The organism is Streptomyces sp. NPDC048196, assembly GCF_040652715.1.
Taxonomy (GTDB): domain Bacteria; phylum Actinomycetota; class Actinomycetes; order Streptomycetales; family Streptomycetaceae; genus Streptomyces; species Streptomyces siderophoricus.
Genome location: NZ_JBEZMM010000021.1, coordinates 64,486 through 79,776 on the forward strand (window position 1 = coordinate 64,486; position 15,291 = coordinate 79,776).

General features: G+C 72.9%; 16 protein-coding genes. 11 read left to right on the forward strand and 5 right to left on the reverse strand.

The genetic code is table 11. The annotated features are described in order from the left end of the window. Positions 1–21 precede the first annotated feature (21 nt). From AB0E02_RS21290 to AB0E02_RS21300, 3 genes are all read left to right on the forward strand, one after another. On the forward strand, positions 22–1,032 hold the full coding sequence (locus AB0E02_RS21290) for an ABC transporter ATP-binding protein (RefSeq protein ID WP_362141583.1): 1,011 nt from the start codon (positions 22–24) through the stop codon (positions 1,030–1,032). 118 nt (positions 1,033–1,150) lie between these two features. Continuing rightward, entirely contained in the window at positions 1,151–1,951 is an 801-nt protein-coding gene (locus AB0E02_RS21295; RefSeq protein WP_362141662.1) for an ABC transporter permease, read from the forward strand. Between the two features lie 68 nt (positions 1,952–2,019). Continuing rightward, on the forward strand, positions 2,020–2,691 hold the full coding sequence (locus AB0E02_RS21300; RefSeq protein ID WP_362141585.1) for an ABC transporter permease: 672 nt from the start codon (positions 2,020–2,022) through the stop codon (positions 2,689–2,691). A 41-nt stretch (positions 2,692–2,732) separates the two neighbouring features. Here AB0E02_RS21300 and ybaK read toward each other — a convergent pair whose 3' ends face one another. The 3 genes from ybaK to AB0E02_RS21315 all read right to left on the reverse strand — a co-directional run bounded on the left by ybaK (position 2,733) and on the right by AB0E02_RS21315 (position 6,307). Then, positions 2,733–3,227: a Cys-tRNA(Pro) deacylase gene (gene ybaK, locus AB0E02_RS21305; RefSeq protein WP_201802008.1), complete on the reverse strand. Its 495-nt coding sequence runs from the start codon at positions 3,225–3,227 to the stop codon at positions 2,733–2,735. Positions 3,228–3,293: 66 nt separating this feature from the next. Further along, the gene (locus AB0E02_RS21310) at positions 3,294–4,034 is read right to left on the reverse strand and encodes an LON peptidase substrate-binding domain-containing protein (RefSeq protein WP_201802009.1); all 741 of its coding nucleotides are present in this window, start codon (positions 4,032–4,034) and stop codon (positions 3,294–3,296) included. A gap of 671 nt (positions 4,035–4,705) precedes the next feature. Continuing rightward, positions 4,706–6,307, reverse strand: coding sequence for an oxidoreductase (locus tag AB0E02_RS21315; RefSeq protein WP_362141587.1), 1,602 nt, complete (start codon positions 6,305–6,307; stop codon positions 4,706–4,708). 307 nt (positions 6,308–6,614) lie between these two features. Here AB0E02_RS21315 and hisD point away from each other — a divergent pair, with 307 nt between their 5' ends. The 8 genes from hisD to hisF all read left to right on the forward strand — a co-directional run bounded on the left by hisD (position 6,615) and on the right by hisF (position 12,526). After that, the gene (gene hisD, locus AB0E02_RS21320) at positions 6,615–7,940 is read left to right on the forward strand and encodes a histidinol dehydrogenase (RefSeq protein ID WP_362141589.1); all 1,326 of its coding nucleotides are present in this window, start codon (positions 6,615–6,617) and stop codon (positions 7,938–7,940) included. Between the two features lie 26 nt (positions 7,941–7,966). Then, the gene (locus tag AB0E02_RS21325; RefSeq protein WP_362141591.1) at positions 7,967–9,103 is read left to right on the forward strand and encodes a histidinol-phosphate transaminase; all 1,137 of its coding nucleotides are present in this window, start codon (positions 7,967–7,969) and stop codon (positions 9,101–9,103) included. Continuing rightward, positions 9,100–9,693, forward strand: coding sequence for an imidazoleglycerol-phosphate dehydratase HisB (hisB, locus tag AB0E02_RS21330; protein WP_030413627.1), 594 nt, complete (start codon positions 9,100–9,102; stop codon positions 9,691–9,693). The genes AB0E02_RS21325 and hisB overlap by 4 nt, the downstream gene beginning before the upstream one ends. Positions 9,694–9,788: 95 nt before the next feature. Beyond that, positions 9,789–9,953 carry a hypothetical protein gene (locus tag AB0E02_RS21335; protein WP_030413628.1) on the forward strand — a complete coding sequence of 55 codons (165 nt, stop codon included), beginning with the start codon at positions 9,789–9,791 and terminating at the stop codon, positions 9,951–9,953. After that, positions 9,950–10,600 carry an imidazole glycerol phosphate synthase subunit HisH gene (gene hisH, locus AB0E02_RS21340; protein ID WP_362141594.1) on the forward strand — a complete coding sequence of 217 codons (651 nt, stop codon included), beginning with the start codon at positions 9,950–9,952 and terminating at the stop codon, positions 10,598–10,600. The genes AB0E02_RS21335 and hisH overlap by 4 nt, the downstream gene beginning before the upstream one ends. A 5-nt stretch (positions 10,601–10,605) precedes the next feature. Beyond that, entirely contained in the window at positions 10,606–11,331 is a 726-nt protein-coding gene (priA, locus tag AB0E02_RS21345; protein ID WP_201802014.1) for a bifunctional 1-(5-phosphoribosyl)-5-((5-phosphoribosylamino)methylideneamino)imidazole-4-carboxamide isomerase/phosphoribosylanthranilate isomerase PriA, read from the forward strand. Next, positions 11,328–11,765, forward strand: coding sequence for a RidA family protein (locus AB0E02_RS21350; protein ID WP_362141596.1), 438 nt, complete (start codon positions 11,328–11,330; stop codon positions 11,763–11,765). Before priA ends, AB0E02_RS21350 begins: the two co-directional genes overlap by 4 nt. Next, positions 11,762–12,526, forward strand: a complete 765-nt coding sequence (hisF, locus tag AB0E02_RS21355; RefSeq protein ID WP_362141598.1) for an imidazole glycerol phosphate synthase subunit HisF — start codon at positions 11,762–11,764, stop codon at positions 12,524–12,526. The genes AB0E02_RS21350 and hisF overlap by 4 nt, the downstream gene beginning before the upstream one ends. Before the next feature lie 34 nt (positions 12,527–12,560). Here hisF and AB0E02_RS21360 read toward each other — a convergent pair whose 3' ends face one another. Then, complete coding sequence (locus AB0E02_RS21360; protein WP_362141600.1) at positions 12,561–13,343, reverse strand: succinate dehydrogenase/fumarate reductase iron-sulfur subunit; 783 nt, start codon at positions 13,341–13,343, stop codon at positions 12,561–12,563. After that, positions 13,340–15,289 carry a fumarate reductase/succinate dehydrogenase flavoprotein subunit gene (locus AB0E02_RS21365; protein ID WP_362141601.1) on the reverse strand — a complete coding sequence of 650 codons (1,950 nt, stop codon included), beginning with the start codon at positions 15,287–15,289 and terminating at the stop codon, positions 13,340–13,342. The genes AB0E02_RS21360 and AB0E02_RS21365 overlap by 4 nt, the downstream gene beginning before the upstream one ends. Between the last annotated feature and the right edge of the window lie 2 nt (positions 15,290–15,291).

The following is a 15,291-nucleotide window of genomic DNA, read 5'->3' on the forward strand; positions in this document are numbered from 1 at the left end:
GGACGCGTACCCTCATAGCTCGTGAGGACGGGCGCAGAAGGGCCGGAGCACGGCGGGCCGGTGATCGCCGTGCGGGAGCTGGTCAAGACCTACCCCGCACCGCGCGGGCGCCGCGGGGCGGCAGCAGCCCCCGCCGTACGGGCCAACGACGGCATCAGCCTGGACGTACGCCGCGGGGAGATCTTCGGGCTGCTCGGACCCAACGGCGCCGGCAAGTCCACCCTGGTCCGCCAGCTGACCGGCCTGCTCCGCCCGGACGCCGGCAGCATCCACGTCCTCGGCCACGACCTGGTGCGCCACCCCGAACGCGCCGCCCGGCTGCTCGGCTACCTGGGCCAGGAGTCCACCGCCCTCGACGAGCTGACCGTCGCACTGGCCGTGGAGACCACCGGCCGGCTGCGCGGCCTCGGCGCCCGGGAGGCACGCGCCGAGCGGGACGCGGTCCTCGCCGAGCTGGGCCTCGCCGACCTCGCGGCCCGCCCCCTGAAGAAGCTCTCCGGCGGCCAGCGCCGGCTGGCCTGCTTCGCCACCGCACTGACCGGCGAGCGGCCGCTGCTGGTCCTGGACGAGCCGACCACCGGCATGGACCCGGTCGCCCGGCGCGCCGTATGGGCCGCGGTGGACCGCCGCCGGGCCGAGCGCGGCGCCACGGTCGTGCTGGTCACCCACAACGTGCTGGAGGCCGAGAGCGTGCTGGACCGGGTCGCGGTGATCGACCGCGGCCGGGTCATCGCCTGCGACACGCCCGGCGGACTGAAGGACATGGTCAGCGACGAGGTCCGGCTGGAGCTGGTCTGGCGCGACCGCCCGCCGCTGGACGTGCCCGAGGTCGCCGCCCTCGAAGCCGCCGCGCGCGCCTCCGGCCGCCGCTGGACCCTCCGCCTCCCCGCCGACCAGGCCCGCTGCGCCGTCACCGCGGTCACCGCCGGCCCCGCGTTCGCCGCCCTGGACGACTTCACGCTCGCCACGCCGAGCCTGGAGGACGTCTACCTGGCGCTCGGCGGACGCGCCGAAGGACTGGTGAAGGCATGAACGCCGCAGGGCCCGGCGGACGTACTGCCCACCGGGGAGGGGCCGGGGGACCGACGACGCACGGGGGACACCACGAGGAAGGCTGGAGGACACGGTGAGTGTGGTTCCCGCGCAGGCGGTGGCCGGGACGACGTCCCCGGACGCCGCCGGCCCGACCGCAGCGGCCGCCCCGCTGGCGCCGCGCGCCCGCTTCGGACCCGCGCTCGGCGCCGTCTACCGCGCCCAGCTCTCCCGCGCCCGGGTCGCCCGGATACCGCTGCTGTTCGTCGCCACCTTCCAGTCCATCGGGATCATGGTCCTGCTGCGCGGGGTCGTCGACGGCGGCGACCCGGCCCGGGACGTGGTCGCCGGCTCCAGCGTGCTGGTCGTCGCCTTCGTGGCACTGAACCTCCTCGCCCAGTACTTCGGCCAGCTGCGGGCCGGCGGCGGCCTCGACCACTACGCGACGCTGCCGGTGCCGCCGGCCGCCGTGGTGCTCGGCGCGGCCGGCGCCTACGCGTCCTTCACCGTGCCCGGCACCCTGGTCACCGCGGTCACCGGCTGTCTGCTCTTCCAGCTGCCGATGGCCCACCTCTGGGTGCTGGCCGCCGTGCTGCCGCTCGCCGGCGCCGCGCTGGCCGGCCTCGGCGCGGCCCTCGGCCTGCTCGCCCCGCGCCCCGAACTCGCCACGCTCTGCGGCCAGTTGGGCATGTCGGCGGCACTGCTGCTGGGCGTGCTGCCGGCCGCCCGGATGCCCGAGCCGGTCGGCTGGGCGCGCGATCTGCTGCCCTCCACCTACGGCGTGGAGGCGCTGGCCCGGAGCTTCGGCCCGCACCCCGACTGGTCGGCGGTCGGCGCCGACCTCGGCGTCTGCGCCGCCGTCGGCGTGCTCTCGCTGGCCGTCGCCACCTGGGCCTACCGCCGTGCGGCGACCCGATGACCGGCGCCCCGGCGCCCGACGGGCGTCCTGCTTCCCGTCCCACCAGCCCCACCTGGCACGATGACGGGGTGACCGCACCGCTGACGCCCTCCGACAACCAGCCGCCCGAAGAGCCGCAGCACCCCGACGCCGCGCCCGCCGCCGGCCCGGGTGCCACCGCCGGCACCGACGACCCCCCGCCCGGCCGCGAGCTGCGCGAGGCCGCGCTGATCGCCCTCGTGGTCACGGTCAGCGGCGTACTGCTCGGCGTCCTGTGGAACTGGCTCGCCCCGCACATCCCGCTGATCGCGGACACCCGCAACGTCTACCTCAAGGACACCGAGGGCGAGGAGGCGATCGGCACGGACGGCACCTTCCTGCTGCTGTCCCTCGGCTTCGGCGTGGTCAGCGCCGCCGTGACCTTCCTCGTCCGCCGCCGCGGCGGCATCCCCCTGGTCGTGGCGCTCACCGTGGGCGGACTCCTCGGCGCGGCCGTCGGCTGGGTCACCGGCATGTGGCTCGGCCCCACCCCCGACGTCGTCGCGCACGCCAAGCAGGTCGGCCCCGGCGTCAGCTTCTACGGCCCGCTCCGCCTCCAGGCCAAGGGCGCCCTGCTGGCCTGGCCGCTCGCCGCGATGGTGACCCAGCTCGTACTGACCGGATTCTTCGGCCCCCGCGACCCGGAGCCGCCGGCCCCGAACTGGTCCACGGCGCCCGCGCCCGGTGACCACCACGGCCACCACCCGCCCGCCGACGGCTGACGACGGGGGCGGCACCCGGCCGCCCCCGCCCGCGTGCTGCCTCAGCTCCGGGCGATCGGCGCCAGCCGCGCCCCCGTGAGCGCCACCAGATCCTGCGGCGACAGCTCGACCTCCAGCCCGCGCCGCCCCGCCGACACACACACCGTCGGCCGGCCCTCGGCCGAGGCGTCCACGACCGTGGGCAGCCGCTTGCGCTGGCCCAGCGGCGAGATCCCGCCCACGACGTACCCGGTGGTGCGCTCGGCCACCGCCGGATCGGCCATCGCGGCCCGTTTGCCGCCCACCGCGGCCGCCAGCGCCTTGAGGTCCAGTGACCCCGACACCGGCACCACGGCGACCGTGAGCGTCCCGTCGACGTCCGCCAGCAGCGTCTTGAAGACCTGCTCGGGCGCGACGCCGAGCGCCTCGGCGGCCTCCTCGCCGTACGAGGCGGTGGCCGGGTCGTGCGCGTAGGAGTGCGTGGTGAAGGCGACCCCGGCCGCGGTGAGCGCGACGGTCGCCGGGGTGCCGACGGATTTCCTGGACTTCTTCGCCAACGTCTTCGTGCCTCTTGGTGTCTCCCGGCGGGTCCGCCCGCCGACGCGTCCCGCCGCGGCCGGCCGTCAGTTGGGGCTGGTCGGCTGCCGGGTCAGCTCCACCGCCGGCAGCGACGGGAGCTTACCGAGCAGCGCCGACTCCTGACGAAGGAGTTTCAGCTCCTGACCGAGCCGGGCCGCGGTGTCCGGCGCCTCCAGCAGCTGCTGCTTGGCCGGCACGTCCAGCACGGCCGCCGCCGCGACGAGGTACGACAGCACCGACGGGTCGGCCGGCAGGTCCTGCCCGCTCGACAGCGTCCGCTCGTTCGCCCAGGCCAGCCGCTTCTGATACGTACGGAAGGCCCGCACCACACCCGACGCGAGCACGCCCGCGCCGTCCCCGGGGCTCTCCTCCAGCTCTTCCACCTCGCCGGTCAGATACGGCCCGGAGGCGTCCACGGACAGCAGCCGGAAGCGGGTGGTGCCGGTCGCCAGGACCTCGTAGCCGGTGTCGGCCGCGGACGACTTCTCGCGGATGGTCGCGGCGTCCGCCACGCACCCCACGGCGTGGAACGCCCGCATCGGCTCGTCCCCGAAGCCCGCGGCGGGCCCCTTCTCGTCCGGCAGCGTGGCGTCCGGCAGCCCCTGCGCGGTGGGCGCGACCTCGCGTCCGTCCCGGATCGCGACCACCGCGAACCGGCGCTCGTCCTCGGGCAGCGCGGCCAGATCGCGCATCATCGCCCGGTACCGCGCCTCGAACACGTTCAGGGGCAGGACGAGCCCCGGGAACAGGACCGAGTTGAGCGGAAAGAGGGGTAGCGACGTCACGCGAGCAGCCTAGCTTCCCACGTACCTGGCCAACCCGCCGCGGTTGCGCTTTGCGGGGCCCCGCACGTACCTGTCTGTCCCGCCGCGGGGCCGCTCGCCGTTGCCGCCATGCGGCGCCCCGCACGTACTTGTCTGTCCCGCCGCGGGTCGTCTCGCCGTTGCGCCTGGCGGCGGGCGTTTGTTTGTCGGGTGCGGTGACAGCCCTCCAGACTTCGTCCTCCGGTCTGTCCCCTCCCGTTGGTGGGAGTTTTCGGGGGGGCGTGGTGACGTTCACCGCCCGCACGTAGGACCACGTAGGACTACGTGCACCCCCACCGGCCGTTCCTCTCCCCCCTCCGGGAGGGGCTGGACCGGAGGACGGAGTCTGGAGGGCCAGAACCGCACCCGACACCCACCCAGCCCGCCGCAGGCGCAACGGTGACCAGGCCCGACGGCGGGGCAGGCGGGCACGTGGGCGGCGCCGCAAAGCGCGCAACGGCGAGCGAGTCCCGCGGCGGGACAGGCGGGTACGTGGGCGGCGCCGCAAAGCGCGCAACGGCGAGCAAGCCCCGCGGCGGGGCAGGCGGGTACGTGGGCGGCGCCGCAAAGCGCGCAACGGCGAGCAAGCCCCGCGGCGGGACAGACGGGTACGTGGGAGGAAAGCCAAGCGCAGCGGACGGGTACGTGGGGGATCATTGCCGCCGCAACAGGCGGGACGCCCCCGCTGCCACCGTTGTTGCCAGGACCCAGCCCGCCATGATGAGGATCGCCGCGACCCACTGGGCGGTTCCTCCTGGTTTCCAGGCGGTGTCCTGGTTGAGGTCGATGACGGGGAGGAGGAGGTCGAGGGCGTAGAGGTAGGGGTTCCAAGGGGGTGCCTCGCCCGCCTTGAGGGGTGGTGGCGGGGTCATCGAGAAGTAGGCCGTGCCGATGGCCCAGAGGATGGCCATCCAGACCGCGGCGCGGCCGGGGCGGTAGCCGTAGGCGACGGTCCAGTCCTGGAGGAAGCCCCACGCCTTCGCGGCCAGCGGCAGCGTCTCGCGGCGGCGGCGCTGCTTGGCCAGCAGGACCTCGCGGGCATCGGAGTCCTCGCCGCTGGCGCGCAGCGAGGCGGCGAGCATCTCGTAGGGCTCGGGCGCGTATTCGGGGGTGGCCGCGGCGACCCACTGGAGGCGCAGCGCCAGCGGGAAGTGGCCGCGCGGTATCAGCGTCTCGTAGGCGAAGCCGGCCATCCACAGGCCGCCGAGGCCCGGCCAGCTCGCGGATTTGTCGACGAGGTTGACGACCCGGGCGCCGGAGAGGATCACCCGCCCGCGCTGTGGCCGCTCGCCGAGGAACCGCAGCTCCGGCGTCTGGATCCGGCGCAGCGACAGCTCCTGGTCGGACTCCATGACGAACCGGGCGTGTTCAAAGTCGACCGCGTCGCCGAACCGGCCGTCGTCCAGCCGCATCCCGCCCTCGCACTCGAAGCGCTGCATACGGGTGCCGCGGGGCGGGGTGTTGGTGATGCCGTACGGGGGAGTGGCGCCGCTGGAGAACGGGGAGTTCGCCAGGCCCGCGGCGGTCAGATAGAGGGTGCGCTCGACGGTCAGCTGCGGGGCGTTCAGCGCCCGGCGGCCGAAGGGGTTGCTCAGGTGGCTGCCGCGCAGGCTCAGCGAGACCCCGACCGTGGCGCCGCGCAGCGACAGTTCGCCGTAGGACTCCAGCATCTCGGCCTGCAGGTCCTGGGCGACGGTCAGGCCGTCCGCCATGATGGAGCGGCCCTGGCGGTCCTTGTGGACGACGGTCTGGTTGAGCATGAGGTCGGTGCCGATGTGGGCGTCGCTGAGCCGGATGCCGGACTGCACGACGCACCGCGGCAGATGCAGATCGCCCTCGGTGTGCAGCCGGGCGGCCTCCAGCCGGGGGATCGCGCAGTTCACCATCCGCAGCGTGCTGAACCGGCTCTCCGGCAGCACCACCTCGGCCTCGAAGCGGCAGTCCCGCAGCTCCACGAATGGCTTGATCGTGCCGCCCGCCACGTCGAGAGTGTCCGTGATGTACGCGCCGGTGAGCTTCAGCGCCGAGACCCGGCCCGGCTGCGCCGGCGGTCCGTCGAGCAGCAGCAGCGCCACCACGCGGGCCCGCACCCGGCGTTCCGGCCCCCACAGATGCTGGCCGTGCGGATCGTCGCGGATCGGGTCCCCGATGTGCAGATCGCAGGTGCTGCCGTTGCGGAACGCCTGCCACATGCTCCATTCCGCCGAGGTCAGCCGCAGGTCGGCGGGCGCGTCGCCGTCCCTGGTCTCCGTCACTGTGTCCCCCTTGCCGTCCCGTGGTCCGCCGCGGCGCATGCCTGCTCCGCCGCCTTCGCGTGTCGCAACCTGTTCGGACGCATTCCGTGCGCCGGTCCGCGCGCGTCCCGCAGCCGCTCCCGCAGGTCTCCCCGTACGCCGCTACGTGGCCCTTGCCCGCCCGGTGACCGGTTGAACACGCGTGGTCAGGGCCAACTCCGGTCAACTTCGCGGAGCGCTGTCACCGTGTGTCCGGCCCCCGCCTCGCTGTGTATCACCCAGTGATACGGGCGGCCGGGCGCAGGAGCGGGTCTGAGACACTGGGGACGTGATCTCCCGAATCGATCTGCGCGGTGACGCCCTTCCCGAGGGCGGCGCCCTGCGCGACCTGCTGCCCCGTGCCGAGTTCGACGTGGAAGCCGCCCTGGAGAAGGTGCGGCCGATCTGCGAGGACGTGCATCATCGTGGCGACGCGGCGCTGATCGACTACGCGGAGAAGTTCGACGGGGTCACCCTCGACCAGGTCCGGGTGCCGGCCGCCGCGCTCACCCGTGCCCTGGAGGAGCTCGACCCGGCCGTGCGCGCGAGCCTGGAGGAGTCCATCCGCCGCGCCCGCATCGTGCACCGCGCGCAGCGCCGCGCCCCGCACACCACCCAGGTCGTCCCCGGCGGCACGGTCACCGAGAAGTGGGTGCCGGTCGAGCGGGTCGGGCTGTACGCCCCCGGCGGCCGCTCGGTCTACCCGTCGTCCGTGATCATGAACGCCGTCCCGGCGCAGGAGGCGGGCGTCCCCTCGACGGCGCTGGCGTCCCCGCCGCAGAAGGAGCACGGCGGTCTGCCGCACCCGACGATCCTCGCCGCCTGCGCGCTGCTCGGCATCGACGAGGTGTACGCCGCCGGCGGCGCCCAGGCCGTCGCGATGTTCGCGTACGGCACCGAGACCTGCGCCCCGGCCAACATGGTCACCGGCCCGGGCAACATCTGGGTCGCCGCCGCCAAGCGCTACTTCACCGGACGCATCGGCATCGACACCGAGGCCGGCCCCACCGAGATCGCCATCCTCGCCGACGACAGCGCCGACGCCGCGCACGTCGCCGCCGACCTGATCAGCCAGGCCGAGCACGACCCGCTGGCCGCCGCGGTCCTCGTCACCGACTCCACCGAGCTCGCCGCGGCCGTCGAGAAGGAGCTGGAGCCGCAGGTCGCCGCGACCCGGCACGTCGACGACCGGATCGTCCCGGCGCTGTCCGGCAAGCAGTCCGCGATCGTGCTGGTGGACGGCGTCGAGGAGGGCCTGCGGGTCGTCGACGCGTACGGCGCGGAGCACCTGGAGATCCAGACCGCGGACGCCGCCGCCGTCGCCCAGCGGGTGCGGAACGCCGGCGCGATCTTCGTCGGCCCGTGGGCGCCGGTCTCGCTCGGCGACTACTGCGCGGGCTCCAACCACGTGCTGCCCACCGGCGGCTGCGCCTGCCACTCCTCGGGACTGTCCGTGCAGTCGTTCCTGCGCGGCATCCACATCGTCGACTACACCAAGGACGCGCTGGCCGAGGTCGCGCACCATGTCGTGACGCTGGCCGAGGCGGAGGACCTGCCCGCACACGGGGCGGCCGTCAAGGCCCGGTTCGGCTGGAAGGTCCCCGAAGGCAAGTGACGCGAACGAGGCAAGGCACCACACCCATGACCCGCAACTCCGCAGTGGCCGGCCTGGACGACCTCCCGGTGCGCGACGAACTCCGCGGCAAGTCCCCTTACGGCGCCCCGCAGCTGGACGTCCCGGTACGGCTGAACACCAACGAGAACCCCTACCCGCTGCCCGAGCCGCTGGTCGAGCGGATCACGGAGCGGGTGCGCGAGGCCGCCCGCGACCTCAACCGCTACCCGGACCGGGACGCGGTCGAGCTGCGCACCGAGCTGGCCCGGTACCTCACCCGCACCGGCGGCCACGAGCTCGGCATCGAGAACGTCTGGGCCGCCAACGGCTCCAACGAGGTCATCCAGCAGCTGCTGCAGACCTTCGGCGGGCCGGGCCGCACCGCGATCGGCTTCGAGCCCTCGTACTCGATGCACTCGCTCATCGCGCGCGGCACGGGCACCGGCTGGATCTCCGGTCCGCGCAACGACGACTTCACCCTCGACGTGCCGGCGGCCGAGCGGGCCATCGCCGAGCACCGCCCCGACGTCGTCTTCATCACCACCCCCAACAACCCCACCGGTAACGCCGTCCCGGCCGAGGCGGTGCTCGCCCTGTACGAGGCGGCCCAGGCGGCCAGGGCGGCGACCGGCGGGGCGATCGTCGTGGTCGACGAGGCGTACGTCGAGTTCAGCCACGGCGACTCGCTGCTGCCGCTGCTCGCCGGCCGGCCCCACCTCGTCGTCTCCCGCACGATGTCGAAGGCCTTCGGCGCGGCCGGGCTGCGCCTCGGCTACCTCGCCGCGGACCCGGCGGTGGTGGACGCCGTCCAGCTCGTACGGCTGCCGTACCACCTCTCGGCGGTCACCCAGGCCACCGCGCTGGCCGCGCTGGAGCACACCGACACCCTGCTGAAGTACGTCGAGCAGCTGAAGTCGGAGCGGGACCGGCTGGTCACCGAGCTGCGCGCGATCGGCTACGACGTCACCCCGTCCGACGCCAACTTCGTGCAGTTCGGGCGGTTCGAGGACGCGCACGCGGCCTGGCAGCGGATCCTCGACCACGGCGTGCTGGTCCGCGACAACGGCGTACCGGGGTGGCTGCGGGTCTCCGCCGGCACCCCGGAGGAGAACGACGCGTTCCTCGACGCGGTACGTGAACTCAAGAAGGAGCCCCAGGCATGAACCGCGTAGGACGCGTGGAGCGCACCACCAAGGAGACCTCGGTCCTCGTCGAGATAGACCTCGACGGCACCGGGCGGACCGACATCGCCACCGGTGTCGGCTTCTACGACCACATGCTCGACCAGCTCGGCCGGCACGGTCTGTTCGACCTCACCGTGAAGACCGACGGCGACCTGCACATCGACTCCCACCACACCATCGAGGACACCGCCCTCGCGCTCGGCGCCGCCTTCAAGCAGGCGCTGGGCGACAAGGTGGGGATCTACCGCTTCGGCAACTGCACGGTGCCGCTGGACGAGTCCCTCGCCCAGGTGACCGTCGACCTCTCCGGCCGCCCGTACCTCGTGCACACCGAGCCCGAGAAGATGGCGCCGATGATCGGCGAGTACGACACCACGATGACCCGGCACATCCTGGAGTCCTTCGTGGCCCAGGCGCAGATCGCCCTGCACGTGCACGTCCCGTACGGCCGCAACGCCCACCACATCGTGGAGTGCCAGTTCAAGGCCCTGGCCCGGGCCCTGCGCTACGCCAGCGAGCGCGACCCGCGCGCGGCCGGGATCATCCCGTCGACCAAGGGAGCCCTTTAACCCGTGAGCGACGCACGCGCGGCCGCCGGGCCGCAGACGACCACGATGTCCGCACCTCTGCGCCGCGCGGGCGGAGAAGCGAACAGGAGGATGCGGTGAACGGCTTGTCGACCGTCTTCATTCTCCTCGGGCTCTTCCTCCTCGGCGGCGTCTACTCCTTCTGGAAGCAGCAGCTGCCCAAGAGCCTGATCGTGCTGCTCTCCGTCGGCTCGGCGATGTGCCTGGCCGCCGGTGTGCTGCGGCTGGAGGTGTGGAATTGACCGCCCCGTCCTCCCGTAAGAAGGTCGTCGTCCTCGACTACGGCTTCGGCAACGTCCGCTCCGCGGAGCGCGCGCTGGCGCATGTCGGCGCGGACGTGGAGATCACCCGGGACTTCGACCGGGCGATGAACGCCGAGGGGCTGCTGGTCCCCGGTGTGGGCGCGTTCGCCGCCTGCATGCACGGGCTGAAGGAGGCCCGCGGCGACTGGATCGTCGGGCGCCGGCTGTCCGGCGGCCGCCCGGTCATGGGCATCTGCGTCGGCATGCAGATCCTCTTCGGGCGCGGCATCGAGCACGGCGTGGAGACCGAGGGCCTGGACGAGTGGCCGGGCACGGTCGGTCCGCTCAAGGCCGACATCGTCCCGCACATGGGCTGGAACACCGTCGAGGCCCCCGAGGGCTCGCGGCTGTTCGCCGGGCTGCCCGCCGACGCCCGCTACTACTTCGTGCACTCCTACGCGGTGCACGACTGGGAGCTGGAGATCGGCAACCCGCACCTCGCCGCACCGAAGGTCACCTGGGCCACGCACGGCGAGCCGTTCGTGGCCGCGGTCGAGAACGGCCCGCTGTGGGCCACCCAGTTCCACCCCGAGAAGTCCGGCGACGCCGGTGCCCAGCTCCTCACCAACTGGATCGAAACGCTGTGAACGCTGTGAACACGCTTGAACTGCTGCCCGCCGTCGACGTCCGCGACGGCCAGGCCGTCCGCCTCGTGCACGGCGAGTCCGGCTCCGAGACCTCCTACGGCGACCCGCTGGAGGCGGCCCTCACCTGGCAGCGGGCCGGCGCCGAGTGGCTGCACCTCGTCGACCTCGACGCGGCCTTCGGCACCGGCGACAACCGCGCGCAGATCGCCGAGGTGGCCCGCTCGATGGACATCAAGGTCGAGCTGTCCGGCGGCATCCGCGACGACGCCTCGCTCGCCGCGGCGCTGGCCACCGGCTGCACCCGGGTCAACATCGGCACCGCGGCGCTGGAGAACCCCGAGTGGGTCGCCAAGATCATCGCCGAGTACGGCGACCGGATCGCGGTCGGCCTGGACGTCCGGGGGACGACGCTGCGCGGCCGCGGCTGGACCCGCGACGGCGGCGACCTCTACGAGACGCTGGCCCGCCTGGACTCCGAGGGCTGCGCCCGGTACGTCGTCACCGACATCAACAAGGACGGCACCCTCCAGGGCCCCAACCTGGAGCTGCTGAGGAACGTCTGCGCCGCCACCGACCGCCCCGTCGTCGCCTCCGGCGGCGTCTCCTCCCTCGACGACCTGCGGGCCATCGCGGGCCTGGTACCGGAGGGCGTCGAGGGCGCGATCGTCGGCAAGGCGCTCTACGCCAAGGCGTTCACCCTGGAGGAAGCCCTGGAGGCGGTGTCCCGATGAGCGAGGCCGTGCGGCGCGTCCAGTCCGACAGCCCCTGGGAGGGGGTCTTCGGCCACGCACGCGCCGTCGCGGCCGGGGACCGGGTCCTCGTCGCCGGCACCCTGCCGTTCACCGGCACGGTGCTGCACGGCGAGGGGGACCCGTACGAACAGGCGCTCGCGGCCTTCCGGCAGGGCCTCGACGCGCTGCGGGAATTCGGCCTGGGCGCCGAATCCGTCATCCGCACCCGCATGTACCTCACCCATGTGCGCGACGTGGACGCCGTCGGCCGGGCCCACAAGGAGCTCTTCGACGCCGTGCGGCCCGCCGCGACCGTGCTCGTGGTCTCCGGCTTCGTCGATCCACGGGTGCTGGTGCAGATCGAACTCGAAGCATTCCGCGACAGCGCAACCCCGGGGGGCGCACCCCGGGCCCCCGAAGGAGAACCGCGATGACCCTGGCGGTCCGAGTCATCCCTTGCCTGGACGTCGACAACGGCCGGGTCGTCAAGGGCGTCAACTTCCAGAACCTGCGCGACGCCGGCGACCCCGTCGAGATGGCCAAGATCTACGGTGAGGAGGGCGCCGACGAGCTGACCTTCCTCGACATCACCGCCTCCTCCGGCAACCGCGAGACCACCTACGACGTGGTCCGCCGCACCGCCGAACAGGTCTTCATCCCGCTCACCGTCGGCGGCGGCGTCCGCACCCCCGAGGACGTCGACAAGCTGCTCCGGGCCGGCGCCGACAAGGTCGGCGTCAACACCGCCGCCATCGCCCGCCCCGACGTGATCCGCGAGATCGCCGAACGCTTCGGCAGCCAGGTCCTGGTCCTGTCGGTCGACGCCCGCCGCACCGACGCCGGCACGCCGTCCGGCTTCGAGGTCACCACCCACGGCGGTCGCCGCGGCACCGGCATCGACGCGGTCGAGTGGGCCCACCGCGCCGCCGAACTCGGCGCCGGCGAGATCCTGTTGAACTCCATGGACGCCGACGGCACCAAGGACGGCTACGACGTCGAGATGATCGAGGCGGTCCGCAAGCACGTCACCGTCCCGGTCATCGCCTCCGGCGGCGCCGGCAAGCTCTCCCACTTCCCCCCGGCCGTCGCCGCTGGCGCCGACGCGGTCCTCGCCGCCTCGGTCTTCCACTTCGGCGACCTCCGCATCGGCGAGGTCAAGCAGACCCTGCGCGAGGCGGGGCACCCGGTGCGCTGACCTGAGGTGCTCCGCCCCGGCCGGGGCGGAGCCGTCAGCGCCCCTTGCGCACCGCCCGGATGAACTCGCGGTTCATCCTCGTGATGCTGAACAGCGGGATGCCCTTGGGGCAGGCGGTGGCGCACTCACCCGTCAGCGTGCAGCCGCCGAAGCCCTCCTCGTCCATCTGCGCCACCATGTCCAGGACCCGGGACTCGCGTTCCGGGGCGCCCTGCGGCAGGACGCCCAGGTGGTTGACCTTGGCGGAGGTGAAGAGCATCGCCGAGCCGTTCGGGCAGGCGGCGACACACGCCCCGCAGCCGATGCACTCGGCGTGCTCGAACGCCGCGTCGGCGTCCGGCTTCGGCACGGGCGTGGCGTGCGCCTCCGGCGCGGAGCCGGTGGGGGCGGTGATGTAGCCGCCGGCCTGGATGATCCGGTCGAAGGCGGAGCGGTCGACCACCAGGTCCTTGATCACCGGGAAGGCGGAGGCGCGCCACGGCTCGATGTCGATGGTGTCGCCGTCCTGGAAGGACCGCATGTGCAGCTGGCAGGTGGTGGTCCTTCCCCAAGCTCTCGAATCCGCTCGAGCAGGGGAGACCCCATCCGGGCCGTGCGCCTCGCCGTTGATGACGAGCGAGCAGGCACCGCAGATGCCCTCGCGGCAGTCGTGGTCGAAGGCGACCGGGTCCTCGCCCTTGAGGATGAGCTCCTCGTTGAGGGTGTCGAGCATCTCCAGGAAGGACATGTCGGAGGAGATGCCGTCCACCTCGTACGTGGACATGGCGCCTTCGGCGTCGGCGTTCTGCTGGCGCCAGACGCGCAGGGTGAGCCTCATGCGTAGCTCCGCTGGGTGGGGTGGACGTACTCGAAGACCAGGTCTTCCTTGTGGAGGGTCGGGGCCTCGCCCGTACCCGTGAACTCCCAGGCGGCCGCGTAGGAGAACTCCTCGTCCTTGCGGGCGGCCTCGCCGTCCGGGGTCCGGGATTCCTCGCGGAAGTGGCCGCCGCAGGACTCGGCCCGGTGCAGCGCGTCGAGGCACATCAGCTCGGCGAGCTCCAGGTGGTCGACGATCCGGTTGGCCTTCTCCAGGGACTGGTTGAACTCCTCGCCGGTGCCGGGCACCTTGATGCGGCGCCAGAACTCCTCGCGGAGCTGCGGGATGCGCTCCAGCGCCTTGCGCAGACCGGAGTCCGTACGGGCCATGCCGCAGAACTCCCACATCAGCTCGCCGAGTTCGCGGTGGAACGAGTCCGGCGTGCGGTCGCCGTCGACGGCCAGGAGGAGGTGCAGCCGGTCCTCGGTCTCGGCGAGGGCTTCCTGCACGACCGGGTGGTCGGCGTCGATCTCGTCCCCGTGCGGATGCCGCGCCAGGTAGTCGTTGAGGGTGGCGGGCAGCACGAAGTAGCCGTCGGCGAGGCCCTGCATGAGGGCGGAGGCGCCGAGCCGGTTGGCACCGTGGTCGGAGAAGTTGGCCTCACCGATCGCGAACAGGCCGGGGACGGTGGTCTGCAGGTCGTAGTCGACCCACAATCCGCCCATGGTGTAATGCACGGCGGGGTAGATCCGCATCGGCACCTCGTACGGATCCTCGTCGGTGATCCGCCGGTACATGTCGAAGAGGTTGCCGTACTTGGCCTCGACGGCCCCCCGGCCCATCCGCGCGATCGCGTCGGCGAAGTCCAAGTACACGCCCTGCCCGCCGGGGCCCACGCCCCGCCCCTCGTCGCAGACGTTCTTCGCGGCGCGCGAGGCGATGTCGCGGGGGACGAGGTTGCCGAAGGACGGGTAGCTGCGCTCCAGGTAGTGGTCGCGCTCGGGCTCGGGGATCTCGGCGGGCGGCCGGGTGTCGCCCTTCGCCTTCGGCACCCAGATCCGGCCGTCGTTGCGCAGCGACTCACTCATCAGCGTCAGCTTCGACTGGTGGTCGCCGGTGCGCGGGATGCAGGTCGGGTGGATCTGCGTGAAGCAGGGGTTGGCGAAGTACGCGCCGCGCCGGTGCGCCCGCCAGATCGCGGTCGCGTTGGAGTTCATGGCGTTCGTCGACAGGTAGAAGACGTTGCCGTAGCCGCCGGAGGCGAGCACCACCGCGTCCGCGAAGTACGTGTCGATCGCGCCGGTGATCAGGTCCCGGGCCACGATGCCCCGGGCCCGGCCGTCGACGACGATCAGGTCCAGCATCTCGGTGCGCGGGTGCATCGTCACGTTCCCGGCCGCGATCTGCCGGGACAGTGCCTGATAGGCGCCGAGCAGCAGCTGCTGGCCCGTCTGGCCGCGGGCGTAGAAGGTGCGGGAGACCTGGACCCCGCCGAAGGAGCGGGTGTCGAGCAGACCGCCGTACTCGCGGGCGAACGGCACGCCCTGCGCCACGCACTGGTCGATGATCTCGACCGAGATCTGGGCGAGGCGGTGGACGTTGGACTCGCGGGCCCGGAAGTCGCCGCCCTTGACGGTGTCGTAGAAGAGCCGGTGGATCGAGTCGCCGTCGTTGCGGTAGTTCTTCGCCGCGTTGATGCCGCCCTGCGCGGCGATGGAGTGGGCGCGGCGCGGGGAGTCCTGGTAGCAGAACTGCTCGACGTGGTAGCCCTGTTCGGCGAGCGTGGCGCCGGCCGCACCGCCGGCGAGCCCGGTGCCGACGACGATGACGGTGTGCTTGCGGCGGTTGGCCGGGTTGACCAGCTTCGCCTCGAAGCGGCGGGTGTCCCAGCGCTCGGCGACCGGTCCGGCCGGCGCCTTGGTGTCGGCGACCGGCTCCCCGGTCGCGTAGTCGGTGTAAGGAGACATGG

Bases quoted from the DNA above. Each gene is read 5' to 3' on its own strand.
- hisF (WP_362141598.1), top strand. From the start codon at position 11,762: ATGACCCTGGCGGTCCGAGTCATCCCTTGCCTGGACGTCGACAACGGC.
- hisB (WP_030413627.1), top strand. From the start codon at position 9,100: ATGAACCGCGTAGGACGCGTGGAGCGCACCACCAAGGAGACCTCGGTC.
- AB0E02_RS21365 (WP_362141601.1), bottom strand. From the start codon at position 15,289: ATGTCTCCTTACACCGACTACGCGACCGGGGAGCCGGTCGCCGACACC.
- AB0E02_RS21325 (WP_362141591.1), top strand. From the start codon at position 7,967: ATGACCCGCAACTCCGCAGTGGCCGGCCTGGACGACCTCCCGGTGCGC.
- AB0E02_RS21350 (WP_362141596.1), top strand. From the start codon at position 11,328: ATGAGCGAGGCCGTGCGGCGCGTCCAGTCCGACAGCCCCTGGGAGGGG.
- AB0E02_RS21360 (WP_362141600.1), bottom strand. From the start codon at position 13,343: ATGAGGCTCACCCTGCGCGTCTGGCGCCAGCAGAACGCCGACGCCGAA.